This is a genomic window from Pseudomonas putida (assembly GCF_028682635.1).
In the GTDB taxonomy this organism is placed as follows: Bacteria; Pseudomonadota; Gammaproteobacteria; order Pseudomonadales; family Pseudomonadaceae; genus Aquipseudomonas; species Aquipseudomonas putida_AE.
Genome location: NZ_JANHLK010000016.1, coordinates 22,750 through 47,160 on the forward strand (window position 1 = coordinate 22,750; position 24,411 = coordinate 47,160).

Consider the following 24,411-nt stretch of genomic DNA (forward strand, 5'->3'; position numbering starts at 1 on the left):
TTAGTAGCTCATGACCTGGGTCGCGGTTTTGGCGACCTTGGCCATGCTGCCGGTGTGCTGGTTGGTCTTGAGGTCGAAGATCTGCAAGCCACCTTCAACGTCGGTGCCCAGCAACAGCGGCTTGTCGTCGCCGGTTGCCTGCATGCTCCACACCGGTGCCGGGGCTTGCAGGGTGGCGACTTTCTTCATGGTCTTGAGATCGAAGGCCCAGATGAAGGGGCTCGGGTCTTCCCATTTCATCGGTTCGTGGGCGTCATGCATCAGCACGTACAGGCGGTTGAGCTTCGGCGCGACGGCCATCAGCTGCCAGCCGCCCGGTGCCCAGCCGGCTTTCTTTTCTTCGTCGGTGGTCAGCGACCAGCTCGGCAGGATTTTCGGCGTGTCGCCGGAGAAATCCACGGCGCGCACGGTGCCGGTGGTGGTGGTGAAGTAGTAGGTGTCGCCGACGTTGACCGCGCGCTCCACCAGTTTTTCTGCGTTCGGATCGAAGTACGGCGTGCGGTTGCGCGCGGTTTCCTGGCCCTGGTCGTTGAGGGTCACCACCTGCAGGCTGCCGTCGCCGCACAGCGAGGCGAAACGGCGTTTGCCGACCGGGTAGTTGAGCACGCAACCGGGGATCGAGACTTCGCTGGCGACGGCCTTGCTCTGGGTGTCGACCACGGTCACCGAGGTCGAGGGGGTGAAGTTGTAGACGTAGACGAAACGGTCATCGCCGCTGGTCTTCAGGGCGTAGCGCTGGGTCAGCGACTCGGCGCGCTTGTTCGGGATCAGCACTTCCCAGGCCGGCGACAGGGTCGAGCTGTCCCAGGCGGTCAGGACGTCGGTGCGGGTGCCGCGGGTGCCGCGCGAATACCAGATGTCGGCGCTGTAGAGCAGCTTGCCGTCGTGGCTCAGGGCCGAAGGCGCGGCGAAACCGGTCGGCACCATGCCCAGCACACGTTTCTGATCCGGGTCGACCACGGTGACACGGCCGGCGACGAAGCTTTCGAACTCGACATCGACGACAAACGCGCGGTGCGGTTCAGCGGGGAAGGCCAGGGTGGTCTGGCCGATGCCGGTGTCGGCCGGCAAGTCCGCGCGGGCACTGTTCAAACCGAGTACAAGCAGGCTCAGGCCTAGCGCTGACTGTACGGAGATCCTGTTTGTTCGCATAAGGGGAACTTCCTGAATTGTTGGTAACGCGGATCGCGGGTGAGTGGGCAGATTCTGACCATCGAATAGTGCCTCGCCCGGCAATCCCAGGAATTGCCCTGCCTGCCAAGTGTTTGTGTATCTGTGCCAGTGTCATGTTGCAGGAGCGAGCTTGCTCGCGATGGACGTCAACGATAACGCGCGCTGCCTGAATGACCGGATCGTCCTGACGTTTTTCGCGAGCAAGCTCGCTCCTACAGGGGGCCGGGGGTGGCCAGGGGAAGGGAAAAGCTGAATACGGCACCGCAAGGCTCCAGGTTTTGCGCCCAGATATCGCCCCGGTGACGGCCGATGATGTTCTTGCACAGCGCCAGGCCGATGCCGTTGCCGCTGACCTTGGACGAGAAGAAACCGTCGAACAGCTTCTCCTGCGCCTGGGCCTGGATGCCGCGGCCGCTGTCCTCGATGCTCACCAGCGCCATGCCGTTGTCGGCGCGGGCATGGATGCGCAGCAAACGGCGTTCGACGGGGAGGTCGGCCATTTCTTCGATCGCATTGAACGCCAGGTTGAGGATCACCTGGCCGATCAACACCTTCTCGCAGCTCACCCGCAGCGGCTCGGGAGAGGTGATGACGTCCACGCGCACCATGCTCGGGTCGGCCCGCAGGCTGATGAAGTAGCGGGTTTCGCGCAGCAACTCGTTGAGGTCGATCAGCTCTTCGCTCTGCTCCAGTTTCACTACGTAATCGCGCACGCTCTTGATGATCACCGAGGCGTGCTCGATCTGCCGCACGGCATTCTGCAGACCCCAGGCGACGCCCTGATCTGCATCGGCGGCGTTGCCCAGGCGAATCACCGCGCCCTCGATGAAATTGCGCGTGGCGGCCAGCGGTTGGCTCAGTTCATGGGCGATGGCCACGGCCATTTCGCCCATGGCGTTGTAGCGCGCCAGGTATTCGAGTTTCTGCTCGCTGACCCGCCGCGCTTCTTCGGCCTGCACCTGTTCGGTGACGTCGCGGAATAACAGCAGGTGCCCGACCAGATCGTCCTCAATCTCGATGTAGCGGCAGGTTGCGTCATGCCAGCGCCACTCGCCGTCGCGCCGCTGCACTTTGTAGTGAACGCTGAACGGCGCGTGCTCCGGTGTTTCGTTGGCGAGCTGTTGCAACAGGCGCTGGCGTGAAGCGTCGTCGCACCAGCCGAGAAAATTCTTGCCCATCAGCTGACGCACTTCGCTAGCGAGCAAATGCGCGCCGGAATCGCTGATGAAGCGGATATCACCCTCGGGGCCCAGCACCGCCACGCCTTCGGCCAAATCCTGCATGAAAGCCTTGAGCCGACTTTCGAAACGCTTGAGGTCACGCTTGACCCTGTCCTCCTTGGAGATGTCGCGAAACTGCACCATCAGCACATCGCGACCGTCCAGGTGCACCAGGGTCGCCACCGCCTCGGAAAGAATCTCGACGCCTTGCTTGGAGCGATAGCACCACTCGATGGCGCGCTGGCCGGTGCGCGCGGCACCTTCCAGCCAGCGCAGCCCCACCGAGCGCCGGTACTTCGGTGCGTCGCGGGTCATGTCCGGGGCCTTGAGCGGCGTCAGTTCCTCCAGGGTAAAACCCAGCGCCGCCAGGGCGGCAGCGTTGGCCCAGAGAATTTCCTTGGTCTGCGCATCGTGAAGAATGATGCACAGCGGCATGGCTTCGATCAGCGCATAAAAATCGTTCGGTTTTGGCAAGTACATCGCACGGCCCTTGGCGGCAGAGATTTGCAGTATGGCGTTTTATACCTGCTCGCACAGCGGGATGCGCTCAGAGGTTACCGGTGTGGTTCTAGGGGTTTTCTTTAGCTGGGGGGCTGCACGCACCAATAGTTGCGCCGGCATGCGGTTTTTACACTGGACCGCAATGCAAGGGTGACTACCACCCATTACCTGTAGGAGCGAGCTTGCTCGCGAAAGGCGTCAACGATGACGCGGGCCGCCTGATTGCTCGCGGTGTCTGGTCGGCCATCGCGAGCAAGCTCGCTCCTACACAATAAGAAAAACGGAGAAAGCCCATGCTGCGTTCAGCGGTCGTGCAACAAGACGCAACGATCGGCGTTGACGAGAATGTCGTCGACAGCCCGGCCTTTGCGCAGGTACTGGAAGAAGTACGCCAACGCCGCAACGATTTCGACGCCGGCTCCCACGTGCCTCGGGACATGATCGAGCGCTTCAAGCAGGTGGGCATCTACCGCGCCGCCACGCCGAAATGCTACGGCGGCGACGCCCTGGCCCCGGCAAAGTTTCTGCAGATGATCGAGCGCATCTCCGAAGCCGACGGCTCTGCTGGCTGGGTCGCGAGCTTCGGCAGCGCCGGCGTCTATCTTGCCGCATTGCCAGCAGAAACCCTGGCTGAACTCTATTCGCAAAGCCCTGACCTGGTCTTTGCCGGCGGCCTGTTTCCGCTGCAACCGGCCGAGGTGGTAGAGGGTGGCTACCAGGTCAACGGCACCTGGAAGTTTGCCAGCGGCTGCAAAGGCGCCGACCTGCTGGGTGTGGGCATCGGTGCCGCAGGCGGCAAGCCGCGCACAGCGGTATTGCGTCCGGACCAGGTAGAGATCGTCGAGAACTGGGATGTGGTTGGCCTCAAAGGCACCGGCAGCCATGACCTGCGCGTCACCGACAAGCGCGTCGACGAGCGCTGGACCTTTATCCGGGGCGGGGCTGCAACCATCGATGAGCCGTTGTTCCGGTACCCGTCGATTGCCTACGCCGCGCAAGTGCTGGCGGTGGTCAACCTGGGCCTGGCCCGTGCTGCACTGGATGAAATCAGCCGCATGGCCGGCGGTTCGGGTATCACCGGCGCGCCGAAATTAGCCGACCGCGCTTACGTGCGTATCGAAATCGCCAAGGCTGAAGCCAAGCTCAGTGCTGCGCGCGGTTTCTTCTACAACGCCACCGAACAGGTATGGAACTCGATCCTCGCGGGCAACCCGGTCACGCCGGAGCAGACCAGCTTGTTGCGCCTGTCCGCCATCCACGTGTCCCAGGCCGGTGCCGCCGTGGTGCAGAGCGCCTACAGCCTGGCCGGTACCACTGCCATTTACCTGCGCCATCCGCTGCAGCGTTACCTGCGCGACTCGATGGTGGTGACCCAGCACGCCTTCCTCAGCGAAGGGCTGTACGACGGCGCCGGCTCGGTGTTCCTCGGCGTACCGCCGTTCCCGGGCTACATCTGAATTCTCTATTTCAAAAGGATCGACACTCATGACCCAGACCACTCAAGAACCCTTGCGCGTCGTCTTCTGCATCGGCATCACCCAGAACTTTTTCGACCTGCCCACCGGCGAAGGCCTGAGCGTGTGGAAAGGCTTCAGCCAGATGATGGGTGACCTCGGCGCGATGCCCGGCATCACCGTGCTCGGCGCCATGGATGACGACCGCCTGATGGTCGGCCCGTCGACCACCTCGCCCTGGACCGTGTACATCATGGCCGACGTCGACTGCCACCAGTCGGTGATCGACGCCTGCAACCTGTTCCGCACCACGCCGGTCGGCCAATACAGCCTGTGGCGCTACGCGAAGATCGAAGCGCGCATCGGTCGTCCGCTGACCATCCCTGATGCGGCCAGGGTGTAAGCCATGAACGAGGCCTTGCTGCAGCGTCTTCAGACACTCGAAGGGGAAAGCGCAGTGCGTCGCTTGATGGCGCGCTACATGGACCTGTGCGATGTGCCGCGGGCGGTGGTTGAAGCCAGTGAATTGGCCCGGTTGTTCACCGTCGATGCGATCTGGGAAGGCGTAGGCAGCTCCACTGCGCAGACGTTTGGCCAACATCGCGGACGTGAAGCAGTGGCCGCGTTTGTCGGTGGTTACCTGCCGCCTTCGGACCACTTCCGGTTGAACCTGCATTACCTCACCAGCGAGTCGATCGTGGTCGACGGCAGCGCGGCGCAAGGGCAGTGGATCATGCAGCAGATCTCCACCTACGCCGATGGCCGCAACGAGCTGTTCGGCACCCGCCTGAACATTGATTTCCGCTGTGTCGACGGCACCTGGCTGATCGCGCATTTCCGTACGCAACGGCTGTTCAACACGGAGCTCAATGCATGAGTACGTTCATCAGCGAATTCCTCCTCGGTGGCAACGGCAAGCGCGTGGCCATCAAGGACTCCATCGACATCGCCGGCCATCCGACCCGCTCGGGCAGCCGTGCCTTTGCCGATGCACCCGCAGCAACTAAAAACGCCGAAGTGGTGGACGCGATCCTCAACGCCGGCTGGCAGATCGTCGGCAAGACCAACCTGCACGAACTGGCCTTTGGCGTCACCGGCATCAACGACTGGACGGGCACGCCGATCAATCCGCAAGCGCCGGATCGTGTTCCTGGCGGCTCGTCCAGCGGTTCCGCTTCGGCGGTCGCGGCCGGGTTGGCGGATATCGCCATCGGCACCGACACCGGTGGTTCGGTGCGGGTGCCGGCGGCCTGCTGCGGCATCGCCGGGCTCAAGCCGACTTACGGTCGGGTCAGTCGTGTTGGCGCACATCCGCTGGAATCCAGCCTCGATTGCGTCGGGCCGTTCGCCAAAACCATGGACGATCTGATCGCCGCCATGCAGGTGATTTGCCCGGGCTTTGAAGTGCAGGGTCTGCCGGGCGCCGGTTGCAAAGTCGCCTTCCTTGAAGTGGGCTGTGAGCCGCACCTGCAAGCCAGCCTGGGTGCCGCCGCCGACCGCGCCGGATGGCGACGCGGCAACGTGCACCTGAGCGAATTCGAGGCGGCCTTCGCCGCCGGCCTGACCGTGATCAATTTCGAAAACTGGGCAGCGTTCGGCCACCTGACCGGCAAGGGCCTGATTGGCTCCGATGTAGAAACACGCTTGCTGGTGGCCAGCCGCACTACGCGTGACGAGCTGGCCCAGGCCGAAGCCGTGCGCACAGCGTTCACCCAACAAGTGGACGCGGCGCTGGAAGACTTTGCCGTATTGCTGCTGCCGACGATGCCAAGCCTGCCACCCACGCTGAGTGAAGCGCGTAGCGCCAGCAAGGCCGTCGCCGGCATGACGCCGCTGGTGCGCCCCTTCAACCTCAGCGGCCACCCAGCGCTGAGCGTGCCGGTGGAACTCGATTGCGGCGGGCTCAAAGTCGGCCTGCAGATCGTCGGTCGCAAAGGTCAGGACGAACTGGTCTGCGCCTTCGGTGCGCAGCTGCAAGCCTCAACTAATCAATCATAAAAAGAAGCCATGAGGAGAACCGCATGAGCACTCATGAATACCGGCTGATCGCAACGTCGAAAAGCCCCGAAGACCTGGTCCAGCATGACCGCGTCGACGTCTCGCTGTACAACGACCCGGCGCTGTTCGAAGCCGAGCTCGAGAAGATTTTCTACCGCACCTGGGTGTGGGTTGCCCACGAAAGCGAAGTGCGCAACAGCGGCGATTTCAAGACCGCCACCATCGGCCGTCGCCCGGTGATCGTCGTTCGCGACAAGAAGAACAACATCAACGTGCTGGAAAACCGTTGCCGCCACCGTGGCGCCACCGTGTGCGAGAAGCACAAGGGCAACGCCACCGGTTTCACCTGCCCGTACCACAGCTGGTCCTATGGCCTGGACGGCAAGCTGCGCGCGTTGCCGTATCCGGATGGCTATGAAGGCATCCTGGAGAAGTCCGAACTGCCGCTGACCAGCCTGCGCGTGGAAAGCTACGCCGGCATGGTCTTCGCCAGCTACAACGACGAGATCGAGCCGCTGGAAGACTTCCTCGGCGGCGCCAGACACTGGATGGACCTGTTCATGAAACAGGGCGCCGGCTACCCGATCAAGACCCAGGGCGAACACAAGTTCAGCTTCAAGGGCAACTGGAAGATCCAGCTGGAAAACACCACCGACGGTTATCACTTCCCGATCGTGCACAAGTCGTTCATGTCGTCGGTGGATGAAGAAACCTCGGAAATGCTCTCGTTCATGACCGACGAGCAAGCCGTCACCCACTCCCTGGGCAACGGCCACAGCGTGATGGTGATGGTGCCGGAGCACGTCGATCTGGATCACGATGACGGCACCGAGCAGTTGCAGGAACGCTTCGCCCACGTCACTGAAGAACTGTCGAAAACCATGCCGGCGGATCAAGTACGCCGCATCGTACGCTCGCTGCACGGCGCCGGTTTCAACCTGAACCTGTTCCCCAACATCGCCATGTCGATGTCGTTCTTCCGCGTCTTGCGTCCGGTGTCGGTCACCGAAACCGAGATCCGTCACGTCGCCCTCGGCATGGACGGCGGCCCGGAAATCGCCAACCGCGAACGCATGCGCATTCACGAACACTTCCAGGGCCCGTTCGGTTTCGGCAGCCCCGACGATGCTGAAGCCTGGGACCGCGTACAGCGCGGCTCGTACGCCGGCGTCGACGCGCCAATCCTGGTCAACCGCGGCCTGAACCGCGAAATCACCGCTGAAAACGGCGACAAGGTCAGCCACGCCACCGACGAGGGCGGCATGCGCGGTGCCTACGACATGTGGAAAAGGATGATGAGCCAATGAGCAATCACGACATGAACGGTTTTACCGGTCCCTTGGCTCAGGCCATCGAATTCATCTGGCGCGAAGCCGAACTGCTCGACCACAAGAATTACGCCGGGTGGGCGACCCTGTGGAGCGAGAGCGGCAAGTACATCGTGCCGATCGACCCGGACACCGAGGATTTCGAAGCGACGCTGAACTACGCCTACGACGACGCACGCATGCGTGACCTGCGCATCGAACGCCTGACCGCCGGCTATTCGCCGTCGGCGGTGGACGCGGCGAAAACCATCCGCACCGTCTCGCGTTTCCGCCTGGTGGAAGCGGCTGGCGACATCGTCGAAGTCAACTCGGCGCAGTTGCTGTACGCCTACAAGCGCGGGGTGCACACGCCATTCGTGGCCGACCTGAACCACCGCATCCGCTTCACCGATGGCGTGCCGACCCTGGAGCGCAAAGTGGTGCGGCTGATCAACTCTACCGACAGCCTGAGCGCGCTCGGCTTCCTTCTGTGAGGGCAACATCATGAGTCGAGTAGCCCTCGTAACGGGTGCCTCGCGCGGACTGGGCGAGTGCATCGCCCGCCGTCTGCACGCCGCCGGTTATCGCGTCGGACTGGCGGATGTGCGCCTCGATGGCGTGCAGGCGTTGGCCGCCGAGCTGGACGGCAGCGGCGCCACGGCCGTCGCCATCGAGCTGGATGTACGCAGCAAGGCCGACTTCCAGCGCGCCCGCGACCTGCTCGCTGCGCACTGGGGCGGTACTGACATTCTGGTGAACAACGCTGGCGTGTCGAAAGTCGCGGCGCTGATGGACATCACGCCCGAAGAGTTCGACGAGTCGATGGCGATCAACCTGCGCGGCACCTTTGTCGCCTGCCAGGTGTTCGGCGCCCACTTCGCCGAGCGTGGTTTTGGCCGCATCGTCAACATCGCCTCCCTGGCCGGGCAGAACGGCGGCACCGCCACTGGCGCGCATTACGCGGCGGCCAAGGGCGGCGTGGCGACGCTGACCAAAGTCTTCGCCCGTGAACTGGCGTCGCAAGGGGTGACTGTCAACAGCATCTCGCCAGGTCCCCTGGACCTGCCGGTGGTGCGCGAAACCGTGGCCCCGGAGCGTCTGGAACAGATCCTGAAAATGATCCCGGTCGGCACCCTCGGCGACCCGGCGTTCATCGCCGACAGCGTGCTGTTGCTGATCGCCGACAACGCAACGTCCGTAACCGGCGCGTGCCTGGACGTCAACGGCGGCCTGTTCATGCGCTGATGTCCAACCCGGAAAATAACCCTTGTAGGAGCCGGCTTGCCGGCGAAGGCGTCAACATAGGCGATGCAAGACTGAAGGCCGCCATCGCTGGCAAGCCAGCTCCTACAGGTGGGGCTGTGTTTAACAAGAAAATAAATAGTCAGGTGATGCAATGATGAAGGTGAAGATCGAAAGGATCGTCGACGAAGCGCTGGATATCCGTTCCTTTCGCCTCGTGCGCAGTGACGGCCAGCCGCTCGACACCTATGAACCGGGTGCCCACGTCGACCTCACCGGGCCGACCGGCGTGACCCGCCAGTACTCGCTGTGCAGCCCGCCAGAGGATCGCCGTGCCTACCTGGTGGCAGTGAAAAAAGAAGCGCAGTCGCGCGGTGGCTCCCTGGCGCTGCACGAGCAGGTGGAAGAGGGCATGGAGCTGGAAATGGGCGCGCCACGCAACCTGTTCCGTCTCGATGACAGTGCCCGCGAACACGTGTTGTTCGCCGCCGGTATCGGCGTGACGCCGCTGCTGAGCATGGCTTATCGACTGGCGCAGAGCGGTCAGCCGTACCGCCTGCATTATTTCGCCCGTTCGGCGCAATACGCGGCGTTTACTGAGCTGTTGGCGACGAAGTTTGCCGACAATGTGCAATTCCACTACGGCGTGGAACCGGCGGACCTGGACGGCGCATTGAGCGCCTGCCTTGAACGCGCCAATCCTGCGGCCCACGTCTACACCTGCGGCCCGGCACCGTTCATGAACAAAGTGGTGGAAGTGGCCGCGCGCACCCGTTCCGACGACGCCATTCACCTGGAGCACTTCGCCGCCGACCCTGCCGCCAACAGTGCCCCGGCCGGCGGTTTTGAAGTGGAGCTGGCCAGTTCCGGCGTGGTGCTGCACGTGCCGGCCGACAGCAGCCTGGTCGACGTGCTGCAAGCCCACGGTTGCGACATCGATACCGAGTGCCGCGAAGGCATCTGCGGCACCTGCATCGTCGAGGTGCTGGACGGCGTGCCGGAGCACCGTGACAACTGCCTTTCGAACAAGGAAAAAGCCTCCAACAAGCAGATCTGCGCCTGCGTTTCCCGGGCACTTTCCGCTCGTCTGGTATTGGACATTTAAGCGCTTTCTTCACTGGAAAGCTGACGCCGGAGCCTGTTGAATGGCGCCCGGCGGCCATCGAGGGAGGTGATGGCTACAGAAAAACCGTGTTAGCGAACCGCTCGACGAAGCGGTCGAGAAATAACAACAAAAAACCTGAGGCTTTGCGGACATGACTACAGCATCGACGGTGCGCAATGAGGCGTTCGAAAGTTGGTTGAGCCAGGTGAACCAGGCCTGCGGGCGTTTCGACGCCCGGGCGCTGGACACCGACTTCTATGGCCAATTGACGGAATTTCGCAGCGGCGCGATCAACCTCAGTGTTGTCGACATGGCGCACGTGCATCTGTATCGCACCAGCAAGGACGTCAGCACCAGCAGCGACGGCCATTACTACGCGGTGTTCCAGCTGCGCGGCAGTTCGCACCTGGAGCAGGGCGACAACCGCGCGCAACTGGGCTGTGGCGACATCGCCCTGATCGACGCCAGCCGCCCGAGCGACATGATCTACAACGACGATTGCCGACAGCTGTCGCTGATTCTGCCGCGTCAGGTGGTGGAGCGTGGTTCGCACTTCAACGCGGTCAACTGCGCCACGCGCATCGGCGCCAACAGCCCCCTGGCGGCGATGGCCAACAAGCTGGTGCTGGAGACTCGCCAGCAGGAAGGGCTGGACATGCAGGAAAGCGAAGCGGTGCTCGACGCCCTGGCCAGCCTGTTGCTGCCGGGGATCAGCGCCCGTGAAAGCGCTGCCGATTCCCATGAGCGGCAGTTCCGCAAGATCATCGCCTTCATCGACGCGCACCTGAGCGACGAAGAACTGTGCCCGGAACTGATCGCCCGTGAAGTGGGCATTTCCGTGCGCGGCCTGTACCGGATGTTCTCCAAGCGCGGCCTGGTGGTGGCGCAATACATCAAGCACCGACGCCTGGACTTCTGCGCGGAAAACCTGCGCCGCAGCGATGTCGAGCAGAAGCTGTCGGCGCTGTGTTATGCCTGGGGGTTCTCGGATTCGAGCTACTTCTCGTCGGCCTTCAAATCGCGCTTTGGCGTGTCGCCGGGGGCTTATCGCAAGCGGTATAGCCACAATTGATGTTGTATTTGCTGGCCCCTTCGCGAGCAAGCCCGCTCCCACATTGAATCTGCGGTGAACACAAAGTCTGTGTACGACCGGGATCTACCTGTGGGAGCGGGCTTGCTCGCGAAAGCGGTATGTCAGTCACCATCAATGTTGAATGTGCCAGCCTCATCGCGAGCAAGCTCGCTCCCACAGTGGACCTGCGGTGTAAAACCGAGATCAACCTGTGGGAGCCAGCCTGCTGGCGATGGCGGTGTGATGACCGCCGCAGATCCCTCAGTGCCGCGCCGGCTCATCCACCGGCAAATGCAGCACTTCGCGCACCAGCATGGCAATGCTGCTCACGCCCATCTTCTCCTTGATCTTGGTGCGGTGCACGTCAACGGTCTTCACGCTGATGTTCAGCTCCCGGGCGATCACCTTGCTGGCCTTGCCATCGATCACCAGCATCAACACTTCCCGCTCGCGGCTGGTCAGCAGCGCCAGCTTGCCCTGCAGGTTCTGCCGCTGTTGCTGGTCGGCCTGGGCGTGCACGGCGGTCTTTAGCGCCGCCTGGATGCGGTCGATCATCTGCTGCGGGTTGTAGGGCTTCTCGACGAAGTCCAGGGCGCCGTTCTTCATCGCCGTGACCGACATCGGAATGTCGCCATGGGCCGAGACGAAAATGGTCGGCAAGGTGCTGCCGCGCTGGTTGAGGATCTCCTGCAACTGGAAACCGCTGGTTTCCGGCATGCGCACATCCAGCACCAGGCAAGCGGGCTGCTGGGGGTCGTACTGGCTGAGGAACTCATCGGCGCCGGCGAAGCACTGCGCCTGCACGCTGACCGACTCCAGCAGCCAGGCCAGAGAGGTGCGCAGGTCCTTGTCATCGTCAACGATGTAAACAATCGGTTTGCGGGTTTGCATCAGGGCTGCCACGAAAATTCTAATTATTGTTTTCGCACGCGAACGCGCGGCACGCATCGGCTGTGTGTTTTCCAGCCTGTAAGCAGAATACCCACTGTCGGCGGCCCTTGCGATAAAGAAACCACCTAGTCGACTAGCGGAAACCCAACCTCGCCATGGGGATCGTCAGAATGGTTGCAGCGCGCGCGCAGCCTTAGTCTTGTTCCATCACCTACGGGCCGCTTCAAAGCGGTCCTCCTGAAGGAAGGGGCATCGACATGGCCGACCTGAGCCAGCAGCAAATCGACTTTCGCAACGCCATGGCGCAGCTGCCTGCTGCGGTGAACATCATCACCACCAATGGCCCGGGCGGCCGCTGCGGCATAACCGCCAGCGCCGTGTGCTCGGTCACCGACTCGCCGCCCACGGTGCTGGTGTGCGTCAACCGCAACAGCGCCACCCACGACGTGTTCCGCACCAACGGTCGCCTGTGCGTCAACGTGCTGTGTGGCGAACAGGAAGAGCTGGCCCGTCACTTCGCCGGCATGACCCAGGTGCCCATGGCTGAACGTTTTGCCTGGGACCTGTGGGACGACGGCGCCGCCGAAGTGCCGGTGCTGCGCGATGCCCTGGTGCAACTGCAGGGGCGGATCAGCGAGTGCAAGGAAGTGGGTTCGCACTCGGTGATGTTCGTGGAGCTGGATAATGTCGGCGTGCGGGAGCCGCGCGATAGCCTGGTGTACTTCAACCGCTTGTTCCATCGCCTGGAACATGCCGGAGCGCATTGCTGAATTGCATTTGTAGGAGCAGCCTGCGGCAGCTCCTCAGAACGCCTCCTTGACTTTCTGCCCGGCGACGCTGGCGCCGGACTTGCCCGGCAGCGGGTGCAGGTGCACGCGCAACGCATGTTTTTGCGCCAGGCTGTAGAAGTCGTGGGCGAAGTCATCGAGGTCGGCGGCCGTCAGTTTCTGGACATTGCCCATTCTTTACTCCTGTGAACCTTCAATTGTTCCATGCCGCGTCGGATCGGCCATTGGCGGTCAATGGCCCACCAGTTCTTCCAGCAACTGCTCTTTGTAGCCCTGGAGTACCGTCGAAGCGCGATCACGCGGATGAGGCAGGTCCACCTTGATTTCGTGTTTGATCCGCCCGGGATGAGCGTCCATGACGATCACCCGGTCACCCAGGTACAACGCTTCCTCGATGTCGTGGGTGACCATGATCACCGTGCAACGTTGCTGCACCCAGATGCGTTGCAACTCGTGTTGCAGGTGGACCCGCGTCAACGCATCGAGGGCGCCCAGGGGCTCGTCGAGCAACAGCACTTTCGGCTTGTTGATCAGCGCCCGGGCGATGGCGGCCCGTTGCGCCATGCCGCCGGACAGCTGGTGCGGGTAGGCGCTGGCAAAGCCATCAAGGTTGACCAGGCTTATGTGCTCGGCCACCAGCCGGTCCTTTTCCGCCTGGGACAGCGGGTGGTTCTTCAGCGCCAGGGCAATGTTCTGGCTCAGGGTCATCCACGGAAACAGCCGGTGGTCCTGGAATACGATCCCGCGCTCCAGGCTGGTGGCAACGACCCGCTTGCCGTCCAGCACAATGTCACCTTCGTAATCGGCCTCGAGCCCGACGATCAGCCGCAGCAGCGTAGACTTTCCGCATCCGCTGGCACCGACGATGCTGACGAATTCTCCGGGACGAACGTCGAGGTCGATCTTCTGCAGTACCGGCAGTGGTTGGCCTTCGATCCGGTAAGCCTTGCTCAGGCCGCGGATCTGAAGTGCGCCGGACTGCAAGGGAGTGCTGTGTAGCAAGGCATGTTGTGCAATTGCGTTCATGGAGTGGCCTTTCAACGAATGTTGCGCCAGCGCAGCAAGTGGCGGCTCAGGAGGGTGAACAGCAGGGTCATCAGGTAGCCGCAGAGGCCGATGCACAGAACGCTGAGGACGATGACCTCCATGCGCGAGCCGGCTTCGGCGTTCATCATCAGGTTGCCCAGGCCGGCGCCTGAAGACAGGAACAGCTCGCTGCCGACGGCGGTGACCCAGGCAAACGCGAGTGCGTGCAACACGCCGGTGGCGATGCTCGGCAGCGCCGCGGGCAGCAGCACATGGCGCAAGCGTTGCCAGCGACCCAGGACCAGCACCTGGCCGACTTCGCGGTAGCGCTGCTCGACATGGCTGAAGCCCTGATACGTGTTGAGCACCATCGGGTAGAACGCCGCGAGGCTGACGATCAGCACCTTGGAAAATTCGCCGTTGCCGAACCACATGGCGATCAGCGGAATCCAGCCGAGCATCGGCACCTGGCGAATGGAGTGGAACAGTGGTCCGATCAACCGGTTGGCCAGCGTTGAAAGCGCCATCAGCACCCCCAGCAGCACGCCGAAGAAAATGCCCAGGGCCAGGCCGGTGCTGGTGCGGGCCAGGCTGGCCCAGAGATTGACCAGCAGTTCGCCGTTGGCCAGCAGTTCGATCAAGGCCGAGCCTATGGCCGACAGCGGCACGAAGGCGTAGGCCCCGGCGGCGTCCTGGCGCGACAGCCATTCCCAGCCGGCGATCAACAACAGCGGTAACAGCAGGCCACGGGATCTGGCGAGTATTCTAGACATCGACGACTCCTAGCGGGTCTGCCAGCGGAACAGCCGCTGTTCCAGTTGGCGAAAGGTGAAATCCAGGGTGAAACCGATGAGGCCGGTGACCACGATCCCGACCATCACCACATCGATACGCAACATCTGCCGGCTCATTTCGATCATCTGCCCCAGGCCGCTGTCGGCGGCCAGCAACTCGGTGGCCACCAGCACCACCCAGGCGCGGGTCAGGCTGATGCGAAAGCCGGTGATGATCGGTGGCGCGGCGGCGGGCAGGGCGATTTCGCGGACCAATGTCGGCCAGCGCAGGCGATAGACGTCGGCGACCTCGAAGTAGCTGCGCGGGATGGCCTTGACCCCTTCGCTGGCGGCCAGGGCTACCGGGAAGAATGCGGTCTTGGCGACAATGATGATCTTGAAGGTTTCATCGATGCCGAACAGCAGCACGAACATCGGGATCAACGCGATGCTGGGAATCTGGCGCAGGGTGTGGAACAGCGGCGAGCAGTAGACCTCGACGTTCTTCGACAAGGCCATGAGCACGCCGAAAGCCAGGCCCAGCAGCGAGCCGATGGCAAATCCCGCCCCCAGTCGCGACAGGCTGTTGAGCAGGTGTTCGAGCAGCTCACCGCTGACCAGCAGTTCCTCGAATGTGTGCCAGACCTGCGCGGGTGGAACCAGCAGGTTGCGCGGAAAAATCCCGGCCTCGGCCACCACTGCCCACAGCAACAGCAGGGCAACGGGGGAGATGAGCCAGGTCAGGGAGGAGAGCAGACGTTGGGTACGCATGGCAGGTCTTATTTCGGCGAAGTACCCAAGGGGTATCGCAAGAGCTGTGCCAGCGCCGCAAGATAATGTTTGATCGGGATGACGCCATCGCTGGCAAGCCAGCTCCTACAGGACGGTGCATGACCTGTGGGAGCTGGCCTGCCGGCGATGGCGTCGGAATGAACAGCGCAGATTGATGCCTGATCAGCACCCACTGCTGCCAGGGCAACACCCCACCAGCAGTCCCGTCAGAAGTCGTAGCTGACGCTGGTGTAGTAGAACGCGCCCTGGGCGCCTTCGGGGCTGGTGATCGAGTATTTCGGTACACCGTACAACTGCACGCCGTCAGCCTCGTCCGGGTGGGTATCGAACAGGTTGATCGCCCCCAGCGAAACCTTCAGGGTCCTGTTGAAGGTATAGGACAAGTCCAGGTCGGTCACCCACTGCGGGCTATAGGTCTGGTCCAGGGTCGGGTTGGTCGCGTTGAGGCTCTTCCATTCACCATAGCGGCGCTGGGACAGGGTGATGCCCCAACCGTCATACAGCCAGTTGGCACTGAGGATCAGCTTGGTTTCGGGGGTGCCATCTTCGATCAGGCCCTGGGTGGTGCGGCCTACGATCTGTGAACCCTTGATGTTGCCGACATCCCTCAGGGCAGTGATTTTTGTGTTGTTCTGGCTTACGCCTGCGTTCAGGTTCAGCTGTCCCCATTGCTGCAGGTCCAGCTGATAGTTGCCGGACAGTTCGACACCGTCGGTGCGGGTGTCCGCGACGTTGGTGTAGAAGGCCGCACTCTGGATGTTCGCGTACGGCGTTCCGGCGAAGATCGGCGAGACAACCGATGCCGGCAGCTGGTCGGAGAGGGTGATGCGGTTGTCGATATCGATGCGGTAGGCGTCCAGCGTCACCGATGCATTGGGCAGTGGGCGCCACACCAGGCCCAGCGAATAGCTGGTGGACTCTTCCGGTTTCAGCGACTTGCCACCCAGCAACGCCGCTTCCGGGCTGTCGGCACGCAGTGTGCGTTGCTGCACCTCGACATAGTTGCCACTGCCGGGTGGCTGCTCCACCACCTGCACGCTGAACGACGACAAACCACTCTGCACCAGGGACGGTGCGCGATAGCCGGTACTGGCGGTGGCGCGGGCGGCAATCTGCGGGGTGAAGTCGTAACGCAGGGACAGTTTGCCGTTGGTGGTATCGCCGAAGTCCGAATAGTGCTCGCTGCGCACCGCGACGCCCGCCTGGAATTTTTCCGTGACCTGGCCTTCGACGTCGATGTAGGCACCCAGTACGTTGCGATCCAGCGAGGCTGCATCGACTTGCGTAATGCCGGAGTAGTAACCCGGAATGCGCCGCCCCGTAACCGGGTCGACGGTATTGAACAGCGGGCCATTTTGCCAACCCGCGGCCTCGCCTGCGCTCAGTTCGTAGTTCTCCTGGCGCCAGGCCAGGCCGGCAGACAATGTGAGCGGCTTGAACAACAGGTCGGTCGGGACATCCCGCACCCAGTCGAGGGTCACGTTGGTCTGATCGGCCTCACGCTCGCCGGTATGGATTCTTTGTGGACTGGTGACGCCCCAGCTGGGGTTGATCGCGTTGCGGTCGTCGGACTTCAGGGTGTTGTCGCCATGGTTGACGGCGAAATCGAATTTGCCCAGCAAATCGTCTTCGTAGCGCAGGCCGCCGGTCATGGCGTAGTCTTCCAGCGAATAGCGGGTGATCGGCAGGCGGCCGTCTGGAAAGCGTTGCAACGCGGTGCTGCCGTAGTTGTTGCGCAGCGTCGTCGGTGGGTCGAAGAATCCCTCGGCGTCGGTGTTCTTGTGGGAGTAGGTGGCAAAGCCATAGGCCGTCAAACCCTCGCCAATGCCGATTTCACTGTTGGCGGCGAAGTTGTATTGGTCCGACACATTGCCCGAGCCCCAACGCCAGGTCCGGTAACGGTTGTTCTGCTCGCGAGGCGTGTTGATGCTGGTGGAACCCGGGTAAAAAATCCGGTTGTCCGGATTGGTGTCGCTGGCCGGGTCCTGGCTGCCGGCGTCGAAACCCAGGGTGAGGAAGCCGTCGTTGGGCAGGGCGAAACCTTTCCAGCCGCTAAGCTTGCGCTGGATGCCGTCGCCCTTGTCGTAACCGCCGAAGCGGTAGCCGAGGTTTGCACCCTCGTCCTTTTCCTTGAGCACGATGTTGATCACCCCGGCGATGGCATCCGAGCCATATTGGGCCGCCGCGCCATCGCGCAGGATCTCTACGCGCTGGATCGAACTCAACGGGATCAGGCTCAAGTCAACCGCCGCTGCGCCGCGTCCATTGACCAGGCTCTGGCGGGTGACGTTGGCGCTGGTGTGGCGGCGCTTGCCGTTGACCAGCACCAACACCTGGTCAGACGCCAGGCCGCGCAACGATGCGCCCTGGGCGATGGAACCGGCAAAGGCGCCCTGGGGTGATTGCGGGTACGTGAACGAAGGGGACAGGGCCGTGAGGGCGCCGGACAGGTCGCTGGCGCCGGTCTGCTGCAGTTGTTCGCCCGACAGGACATCGATAGGCGCGGCGCTTTCCAGCGCAGTGACGTCGCTGCGACGGGTGCCGAGCACGACGACAGTGTCCAGGTGGTCGCTGCCGGCGACGGGGCGGGTTTCGGCAACCGCCACAGGCACGGCAAGGCTGCCAATGACCAGCGCGATAGCGCCGGCCAACGGGGTGTGATGGAACATGGATAAATTCCTTTCAGGCGAAGGTCAGAAGCGGCTGGTCACGCTCAGGCCGACGGTGCGCGGATCGCCGTAGGTGATGACGTATTGGCCCAGCGTGCCATTCGGACGGCCGTGAACCTGGTAGCGACGGTCGGTGACGTTGTTGACGAAACCGGTGACGCTGATTTTATCGTCCGGGCTGAACCAGGTCAGGCGGGTGTTGGCCAACGTGTAGTGCGGCTGGCTGAGCGTCTTGTCGGCGCTGCTCTGGCGGTCGGCGAGGAAGTATTCCTTGTCGCGGAAACTCACATCACCACCGGCCACCAGTTTGCCGCCGATCTCCAGCGGGAAGGTGTAGTCGGCACCGAGCGACACCACGTTGCGCGGCGAGCGCACGAAGCTGTTGCCGCTGTAGTCACCGGTGACCACGCCGGTGTTGGGGTTGGTGTTCTTGAAGTCGGTGTATTCGGTGTCCAGGAACGACACCGCCGCACGCAGGTGCAGGTAATCGGTCGGCTGGGCCTCGAGCTCAAGTTCGGCACCCTTGACCTTACCCTTGGCGCCGTTGGTCAGCGCCGTGGTGAGTACGCCGTTGTTGACCGTCAGCAGGTTCACCTGAATGTCCGAGTAGTCGTAATAGAAGATGTTGGCGTTGGCCGTCAGGCGATGGTCGAACCATTCGGACTTGAGGCCGATTTCGTAGGCGTCCAGTTGTTCCGGGTCCACCGTGGTCAGCTGCGCAAGGCTGGTCGACAGCCCGGTGTTGAAACCGCCGGAACGGAAGCCGTGGGCATAGCGAAAGAACACCCGCAGATTGTCGTTGATCCGGTATTCCGGCGTCAGGTCGTAGGTCCAGGCTTCCCAGGTGTTGGCTTCCTGGCGATTGCCATTGGTGCCGACACCGGGCAAAGGCACCAATGGGCCGTTGGCGCTGGTGCGGGTCAATTGGGTCAGGTCGAGGTCGATGTCTTTCTTTTCCTGGGTATAACGCAGACCGCCGGTCACGGTGAAGTCATCGGTGAAGTCGTATGTCAGGTTGCCGAACAGCGCGTAGCTATCGGTGGTGTGGTCGAAGTCGAGGTCACGAAAGTCGGTCGCGCCGATCTGGTTCGAGCCGGTGCCGTTGGGCGTCGGCCCGGGCGTGATGATGCGCTGGCCTGAGCTGTCGAGGTCTTCGTGGAAGTAATGCGCCCCCACCAGCCAGCGCAAGGTTTCCTGCTGTGGCGAGGCCAGGCGCAGCTCCTGGGAATATTGCGCATATCGGTTATCGGCAATCGCCGCGCCGTTGACTTCGTAAGGCGTGTAGTCGGCATCGCTGGTGGACTGACCGCGGATGTAATCATAGGCACTGATGGAGGTCAGGGTGTAGTCACCCAGGTGCCAGTTCAAGGTCAGCGATGTGCCATCGTGGTTGAGCTTGGAGTCTTCATTCACATTGATGGCGATATCGCGTCCGCTGGGTCTTTCATAGCCAACGTTGTAATAGCGCCCTACGGCCAGCGAGCCGTTGCTGCCGTCTCCTTTGTATTCGCGACTGTGGATTTTCCACAGCGCTTCCAGGTCGTCGTTCACCTGGGCGAGGAACTGCAGGCGTATGGCTTTCTTGTTGACGTCGCCGTAGGTGTTGTCGTCGACGAGGTTCTCCTGGAAACCGTCACGCTCCTCGGAATACAGCGAGACCCGCGCCGCGAGTTTCTCATCCACCAGCGCACCGCCCAGGGCTGCGCTGACGATGCGTTCGTTCTTGGTGCCAAACCCGATCGTGCCGAAGCCATCGGTGTCGAACGTCGGCTTTTTGGAAATGACGTTGACGGCGCCCGCGGTGGTGTTCTTGCCGTACAGGGTGCCTTGCGGGCCACGCAGGATTTCGATGCGCTCCAGGTCGAACAACGGCCCGCCGCCGGCAATCGGTGCGTTCAGGTACACGTCGTCGGCATAGATCCCTACCGGGAAGACGGTCGCAGGGCCGGTATCCCCGGTGCCGAGGCCACGGATGTACCAACGTGGCCGGCCATCGCCGTCCGGGTTTTTTGCGGAAGCGTTGGGCACGAACGTCGTGATGTCGCCCATGTTGCGCACGCCGTCGGCGACAAGGCTGGTGCCCTGTACCGCCGAGACCGCCACCGGAATCTCTTGCAGGGTTTCTTCCCTGTGTTGAGCGGTGACGGTCACGGTCTTGAGTGAAGGTTCGGTAGTGGTATTGCTGCTGTCGGCTTCCGTGGTTTCGGCTGCCAGCAATCCCTCGCTGACACCGCCCCCGGCCAGCAACAAGGTTAGCCAGATACTCTTGGCGATTGGATTAAGTTTATGCATTTAAGTCTCCCCCCGATAAAGTTTCACTAGTGGGGGTAGAGCAGAGATCGTGCCAAGAGGTTTTGTGGATCGGTTAGTTTTATTAAGTTGCTGTATTTAAAGGATATTAGTATTTGTGATAGTTGTGTTTGTTGAGGTTTTACAGGGTTTTTTTAGTTGGATCCAGTAGGGGGTAAAAAGTCTGCCAGACATTCAGCAGAAGTTGCTTGGCGGGTGTTGCTGGAGCAGCAAGCGGTGAGTGTGGGAGTGTTGCCTGGCCAGCAATGTATTGGCCTCAAGGATGCGGACCCTGTAGGAGCGAGCTTGCTCGCGAAAAAACTGAGAGCACCGCGGGGTGCCAGGCTCCCCGCGTCATCGTTGACCTCCATCGCGAGCAAGCTTGCTCCTACAGCTTTTTGTGTGATCAGTGATGACTGCAGGAGCCGGCCTGCTGCGGGCGACGTTCCGACGATGGCGGCATTGCTGGTGACGAAAAACTCAAACCGCCAAGCGAGAGGTAGAGCCAATGACATTTTCCAGCACGCTGAAGTCGATCCAGTCCCGCACATCGAAACGGCGTGGGATGAAGTCCCAACGATGCAGGAAATCGGTGAAATCCTGCAGCGCTTCAATGGAGCGGCCATCGAGCGTGGTGCGTAAACGCCGATGGGCGTCTTCGCCATAGGCGGCGGCGACCCAGTACTCGCTGGTGTTCAACTCCCGTGCAAGAAAGCGCCGGGTTTCATCCGGGTTGGCCCAGGCCCATTGTTCGGTGCGCAGCACGGTATCGACAATCTTCACACTGGCATCGAAATGCTCGTGTAGCAGGTGCGTGTCCACGGTCAGCGTCCGGGGCGTGCCATTGTTCGAGCGGATCAGTGGATCAGGGTGGGAGCCGGTATCGCCCACCACCTGCAGTCCGAACTCATTGGCCAGGTGCACGGCATGCGCGCCCTTGAGAAAGATCGCGTCGATGTCGCCGCGCAACAGCCCGATCAGCTCGTTGTTGCGACGGCTGAAGCGAGAAACCCCGAGGCTGACCTCCGAACCGAACACATGCTGCTTCTGGTCGTCGCTATAAGTACCGCCATAGGGATAGTCCACCAGTTCGACATCGCAGACCTCCAGGCCTTCGAGCTTGAGCGCGTTTTCCAGCCCGCGCAGGGCCTGGGCGCGGGTGAAGTCGATCTGCACGTTGGCCCATTTCGGTATGCCGAAACGACGGTTCTTCAGGTCGCGAATGCTCTTCACACCACTTTCCGCGGTGGTCAGGATCAACTGCACCTCGTCGCTCCAGGACAGTCCCAGCACCCGGGTCTGCACGCCGCTGGCGTAGGCCCAGATGGCGGGGATGTTGCCGCCGTGACGCACCGAGTTTTTCAGGTGATGGTCGTAATGGGCTTCGCGAACTTCCCGTTCACTGGACTCGCGCAAGGACTGAATGTTGGTACCGAACGGCAGAAAGGCTTGCGCCAGTCGACCGGACTGCACCGCGATGCCAAGCCCGGTGGGGACCGGGCTGTGGGTATACCAAAGCGTATCGAGTGGTTTGCTCATAATGGCCTTCAGTTCGAATCCATGAGATCTGGCGGGTTAGCCTGCCAGTGCGGTGTTTGTTGCCAGCAACCCTTGCAGCGGCCGGTGATCGATCCAGTCACGTACATCAAAACTGTTCGCAATGAAGCGCCAGCGATGCAGGAAGTGGGTGAAATCCTGCAAGGCCTCGATCGCCTGCTCATCCAGTTCGGTACGTAGGCGCAGGTGAGCGTCGTCGCCATAGGCGGCGCTGACCCAGTACTCGCTGCTATTGGTTTCGCGGGCCAGGTAGCGACGGGTTTCCTCTGGATGGGTGTGCGCCCAATGCTCGGCGCGCAGCACCGAATCGAGGATGCCGCTGGCGACGTCGAAGTGGTTTTCCAGCAGGTGCAGGTCCACCGCCAGCGTGCGAGGCGTGCCGTTGTTGCTGCGAATCAGCGGGTCGGGATGGGCGCCAGTGTCGATCACCGTGTGCAGGCCGAACTCATGTGCCTGGCGCGCCGCACTGGCACCTTTGAGGAAAATGGCATCGACCTCTCCGCGCAACAGGCCGACGAGTTCAAGGTTGCGTCCCTCGACCCGCTGCGTACTGATCGGCGTGCCATTGACGGTGCGCACCTGCGGATCGCTGAAGGTGCCCTCATAACGGAAGTTCACCAACTGCACATCACCGACCTGCAGGCCTTCCAGTTTCAGGGCGTTTTCCAGGCCGCGCAGGGCCTGGGCGCGGGTGAAGTCGATCTGCGCACCCGCCCAGTCCGGCAGGCCGAAGCGGCGTCCCTTGAGGTCTTTCACGGTGTTGATGCCGCTGTCGCCACGGGTCAGGATCAGTTGTACTTCGTCGGCCCAGGACAGCCCGATGACCCGGGTTTCCCGACCCTGGGCCCGGGCCCAGATGGCCGGGATGTTGCCGCCGTGGCGTACCGAATTGCGCAGGGTGTGATCGAAATGCGATTCGCGAACCACTTTGTCGGTGGACTCGCGCAGCGACTGGACCTGTGTGCCCAGGGTGCCGACGGTTTCCTGCAGCCAGCCTTTTTGCACAGCGATGCCAAGCCCGGTGGGGACCGGGCAGCGGGTGTACCAGAGGGTGTCGAGGGGGTGGGTCATCAATCAGTCTCCCGCAGCGCTCAGGCGCTGGCCTTCAAGTGGGTCGCAGGTGTTGCGACAGGGCGTTGGTGCACCAGCGGCAGGACTTCCTGGCCGATGCGCAAGGCTTCCTCCAGGTGCGGATTGCCGGCCAGGATGAAGGTCGAGAATCCGGCGTCGCGATATTCCACCAGGCGTTCGGCGATGTTCTGGTGGCTGCCCACCAATCCCACGGTCGGTCCCGGTTTGGCCTTGGCAAAACCGGCCCACAGGTTCGGGCCGATGATCAGGTCGTCGAAGCGATCGATGTTCTGGTGGTAGGCGGTTTGCCGTGCCCCGCCGACGGAATCGGAGCCGCTGGTAAAACCCTTGGCGACCACGCTGCCCTTGCCTTCGAGTTTGTCGAACTGGCGACGCAGATCTTTCCACGCCAACTCTTCGGTTTCCCGAGCGAACAGGTCGACCCGCAGGCCGAATCGCACGCTGCGACCCTGTTTATCCGCCAGTTCGCGCACCCGCTCGATGTGTGGCTTGAGCTTGTCGATGGGCTCGGCCCAGTTGAGGTAGACATCGGCGTGCCTGGCGGCGACATCCAGGGCGGCGTCGGAGAATCCGGAGAAGTACACGCCGGGTTTGCGCTCGTTGTGCAGGCCGTGGGGCAGGGCGCCGTTCTCCAGTTGGTAGATATCGCCCTCGTAGGAGAAACGCTCGTTTTGCCAAAGGCCCTGGATGATGTCGAGAAATTCGCCGGTGCGCTTGTAGCGCAGGTCGTGTTCGAGGAAGTCGCCGTTGGCCCGCTGACTGGCCGGATTGCCACCGGTGATGATGTTCCACTCCAGGCGACCACGGCTGAGGTTCTGCAGTATCGCTGCCTGTTGTGCGGCGTAGGCCGGCAGGGTCCAGGTGGCCTGGAACGCGATCAGGAACTTGATCCGCCGGGTTTCCCGGGCCAGGGCCGCCGCGGCAATCCACGGCTCTGGCCCGGTGGGCAGCAGGGCGCCTTCAAAACCGGCCAGTTCTGCGGCTTTCGCGACCTGGGCGATGTAGTCAATGTAGGTGAAGTCATCGGGTTCGCCATTGGGCAAGCGCCCTGGCGCAATGTGACCCGGGCGGTAGTCCGGGTTGCCGCGATTGTGTTTGTCGGTGGTCAGCTGCGGACCATCGGTGCCCAGTGGCAGGCGCCAGAAAAATTCAGTGCTCATGGGGTGCTCCTGATTCAGATACGCGTTGCGTCGCGCAGGTGCGAGGACGTCTTGCCAGGGTGGTTGCAACGGACATGCCATGCCCGGCGAGCGGGGTTTTGGTCAGCAGGGCCGGGCGTTTGGCGGGGGAGTGGAGAGGGAGGGAGGGCGGGGGTGCTGCTGTAGCAGCAGTGCGTCAGCAATGGTTGCTCGGGATGCAGCAGGTGGTTTTCAGGTGATCTGGCAATCGCCATCGCCGGCAGGCCGGCTCCCACAGAATCGGGGTCACAACGCTGACCTGTGGGGGCCGGCCTGCCGGCGAT

At 62.4% G+C, this 24,411-nt stretch carries 21 protein-coding genes and 1 pseudogene; 10 read left to right on the plus strand and 12 right to left on the minus strand.

Features of this window, described 5'->3' with window-relative positions; genetic code table 11:
- Together NPS56_RS19695 and NPS56_RS19700 are read right to left on the minus strand one after the other, a co-directional pair.
- Positions 1–1,152, minus strand: a complete 1,152-nt coding sequence (locus NPS56_RS19695; RefSeq protein ID WP_274076153.1) for an amine dehydrogenase large subunit — start codon at positions 1,150–1,152, stop codon at positions 1–3.
- Positions 1,153–1,385: 233 nt separating this feature from the next.
- On the minus strand, positions 1,386–2,873 hold the full coding sequence (locus NPS56_RS19700; protein ID WP_274076154.1) for a sensor histidine kinase: 1,488 nt from the start codon (positions 2,871–2,873) through the stop codon (positions 1,386–1,388).
- A gap of 314 nt (positions 2,874–3,187) precedes the next feature.
- Here NPS56_RS19700 and NPS56_RS19705 point away from each other — a divergent pair, with 314 nt between their 5' ends.
- From NPS56_RS19705 to feaR, 9 genes are all read left to right on the plus strand, one after another.
- Positions 3,188–4,351 carry an acyl-CoA dehydrogenase family protein gene (locus tag NPS56_RS19705; RefSeq protein WP_274076155.1) on the plus strand — a complete coding sequence of 388 codons (1,164 nt, stop codon included), beginning with the start codon at positions 3,188–3,190 and terminating at the stop codon, positions 4,349–4,351.
- A 28-nt stretch (positions 4,352–4,379) separates the two neighbouring features.
- The gene (locus tag NPS56_RS19710) at positions 4,380–4,751 is read left to right on the plus strand and encodes a hypothetical protein (protein ID WP_046816379.1); all 372 of its coding nucleotides are present in this window, start codon (positions 4,380–4,382) and stop codon (positions 4,749–4,751) included.
- Positions 4,752–4,754: 3 nt separating this feature from the next.
- Positions 4,755–5,225, plus strand: a complete 471-nt coding sequence (locus NPS56_RS19715; protein ID WP_274076156.1) for a nuclear transport factor 2 family protein — start codon at positions 4,755–4,757, stop codon at positions 5,223–5,225.
- Positions 5,222–6,346 (plus strand): amidase, encoded by a 1,125-nt coding sequence (locus NPS56_RS19720; protein WP_274076157.1) that lies wholly within the window; start codon positions 5,222–5,224, stop codon positions 6,344–6,346. The genes NPS56_RS19715 and NPS56_RS19720 overlap by 4 nt, the downstream gene beginning before the upstream one ends.
- Before the next feature lie 23 nt (positions 6,347–6,369).
- Positions 6,370–7,653 (plus strand): aromatic ring-hydroxylating oxygenase subunit alpha, encoded by a 1,284-nt coding sequence (locus NPS56_RS19725; RefSeq protein WP_274076158.1) that lies wholly within the window; start codon positions 6,370–6,372, stop codon positions 7,651–7,653.
- Positions 7,650–8,147 carry an aromatic-ring-hydroxylating dioxygenase subunit beta gene (locus NPS56_RS19730; protein WP_274076159.1) on the plus strand — a complete coding sequence of 166 codons (498 nt, stop codon included), beginning with the start codon at positions 7,650–7,652 and terminating at the stop codon, positions 8,145–8,147. The genes NPS56_RS19725 and NPS56_RS19730 overlap by 4 nt, the downstream gene beginning before the upstream one ends.
- Positions 8,148–8,157: 10 nt before the next feature.
- Positions 8,158–8,898 (plus strand): SDR family NAD(P)-dependent oxidoreductase, encoded by a 741-nt coding sequence (locus NPS56_RS19735; RefSeq protein WP_274076160.1) that lies wholly within the window; start codon positions 8,158–8,160, stop codon positions 8,896–8,898.
- Positions 8,899–9,049: 151 nt separating this feature from the next.
- Positions 9,050–10,000, plus strand: coding sequence for a PDR/VanB family oxidoreductase (locus NPS56_RS19740; RefSeq protein WP_274076161.1), 951 nt, complete (start codon positions 9,050–9,052; stop codon positions 9,998–10,000).
- A gap of 151 nt (positions 10,001–10,151) precedes the next feature.
- Positions 10,152–11,072: a transcriptional regulator FeaR gene (feaR, locus tag NPS56_RS19745; RefSeq protein ID WP_274076162.1), complete on the plus strand. Its 921-nt coding sequence runs from the start codon at positions 10,152–10,154 to the stop codon at positions 11,070–11,072.
- A gap of 261 nt (positions 11,073–11,333) precedes the next feature.
- Here the strand turns inward: feaR and NPS56_RS19750 are convergent, their stop codons facing one another.
- Positions 11,334–11,963: a response regulator transcription factor gene (locus tag NPS56_RS19750; protein ID WP_274076163.1), complete on the minus strand. Its 630-nt coding sequence runs from the start codon at positions 11,961–11,963 to the stop codon at positions 11,334–11,336.
- A gap of 257 nt (positions 11,964–12,220) precedes the next feature.
- Here NPS56_RS19750 and hpaC point away from each other — a divergent pair, with 257 nt between their 5' ends.
- Positions 12,221–12,733, plus strand: a complete 513-nt coding sequence (gene hpaC, locus NPS56_RS19755) for a 4-hydroxyphenylacetate 3-monooxygenase, reductase component (protein WP_274076164.1) — start codon at positions 12,221–12,223, stop codon at positions 12,731–12,733.
- Between the two features lie 33 nt (positions 12,734–12,766).
- Here the strand turns inward: hpaC and NPS56_RS19760 are convergent.
- The 9 genes and pseudogenes from NPS56_RS19760 to NPS56_RS19800 form a co-directional block, all read right to left on the minus strand.
- Positions 12,767–12,910, minus strand: a pseudogene (locus NPS56_RS19760) (MotA/TolQ/ExbB proton channel family protein); the annotation flags it as partial.
- Between the two features lie 72 nt (positions 12,911–12,982).
- Positions 12,983–13,777, minus strand: a complete 795-nt coding sequence (locus tag NPS56_RS19765) for an ABC transporter ATP-binding protein (RefSeq protein ID WP_274076165.1) — start codon at positions 13,775–13,777, stop codon at positions 12,983–12,985.
- Between the two features lie 11 nt (positions 13,778–13,788).
- The gene (locus tag NPS56_RS19770) at positions 13,789–14,550 is read right to left on the minus strand and encodes an ABC transporter permease (protein WP_274076166.1); all 762 of its coding nucleotides are present in this window, start codon (positions 14,548–14,550) and stop codon (positions 13,789–13,791) included.
- Between the two features lie 9 nt (positions 14,551–14,559).
- Positions 14,560–15,321: an ABC transporter permease gene (locus NPS56_RS19775; protein WP_274076167.1), complete on the minus strand. Its 762-nt coding sequence runs from the start codon at positions 15,319–15,321 to the stop codon at positions 14,560–14,562.
- A 227-nt stretch (positions 15,322–15,548) separates the two neighbouring features.
- On the minus strand, positions 15,549–18,011 hold the full coding sequence (locus NPS56_RS19780; RefSeq protein WP_274076168.1) for a TonB-dependent receptor plug domain-containing protein: 2,463 nt from the start codon (positions 18,009–18,011) through the stop codon (positions 15,549–15,551).
- 24 nt (positions 18,012–18,035) lie between these two features.
- On the minus strand, positions 18,036–20,303 hold the full coding sequence (locus NPS56_RS19785) for a TonB-dependent receptor (protein WP_274076169.1): 2,268 nt from the start codon (positions 20,301–20,303) through the stop codon (positions 18,036–18,038).
- A gap of 477 nt (positions 20,304–20,780) precedes the next feature.
- Entirely contained in the window at positions 20,781–21,839 is a 1,059-nt protein-coding gene (locus NPS56_RS19790; RefSeq protein WP_274076170.1) for an ABC transporter substrate-binding protein, read from the minus strand.
- A 36-nt stretch (positions 21,840–21,875) separates the two neighbouring features.
- Complete coding sequence (locus NPS56_RS19795; RefSeq protein ID WP_274076171.1) at positions 21,876–22,928, minus strand: ABC transporter substrate-binding protein; 1,053 nt, start codon at positions 22,926–22,928, stop codon at positions 21,876–21,878.
- 20 nt (positions 22,929–22,948) lie between these two features.
- On the minus strand, positions 22,949–24,109 hold the full coding sequence (locus NPS56_RS19800; protein ID WP_274076172.1) for an LLM class flavin-dependent oxidoreductase: 1,161 nt from the start codon (positions 24,107–24,109) through the stop codon (positions 22,949–22,951).
- Positions 24,110–24,411: the final 302 nt, after the last annotated feature.